General features: G+C 52.0%; 1 rRNA gene. It reads right to left on the bottom strand.

Features of this window, described 5'->3' with window-relative positions:
- A 23S ribosomal RNA gene (locus tag R1101_RS0125585) occupies window positions 1-278 on the bottom strand; the annotation flags it as partial.
- Window positions 279-325: the final 47 nt, after the last annotated feature.

Below are 325 nucleotides of genomic sequence, written 5' to 3'. Positions count from 1 at the left end.
GGTTTAGCCTCATCCGCTTTCGCTCGCCACTACTCACGGAATCACATGTTGTTTTCTCTTCCTGTGGGTACTGAGATGTTTCACTTCCCCACGTTCCCTCCACACACCCTATATATTCAGATGCGGGTAACACGACATCACTCGTGCTGGGTTTCCCCATTCGGAAATCCTCGGATCACAGCTCGGTTGACAGCTCCCCGAGGCATATCGCAGCCTCCCACGTCCTTCATCGGCTCCTGGTGCCAAGACATCCACCGTACGCTCATAAACACTTACAACAAAGATGCTCGCGTCCACTGTGCAGTTCTCAAACAACACACAACAA

Source organism: Rhodococcus sp. R1101, from assembly GCF_000278445.1.
In the GTDB taxonomy this organism is placed as follows: domain Bacteria; phylum Actinomycetota; class Actinomycetes; order Mycobacteriales; family Mycobacteriaceae; genus Rhodococcus; species Rhodococcus gordoniae.
The sequence above is the reverse complement of the archived record's forward strand: the minus strand, read 5'-3'. Positions and strand labels throughout refer to the sequence as shown.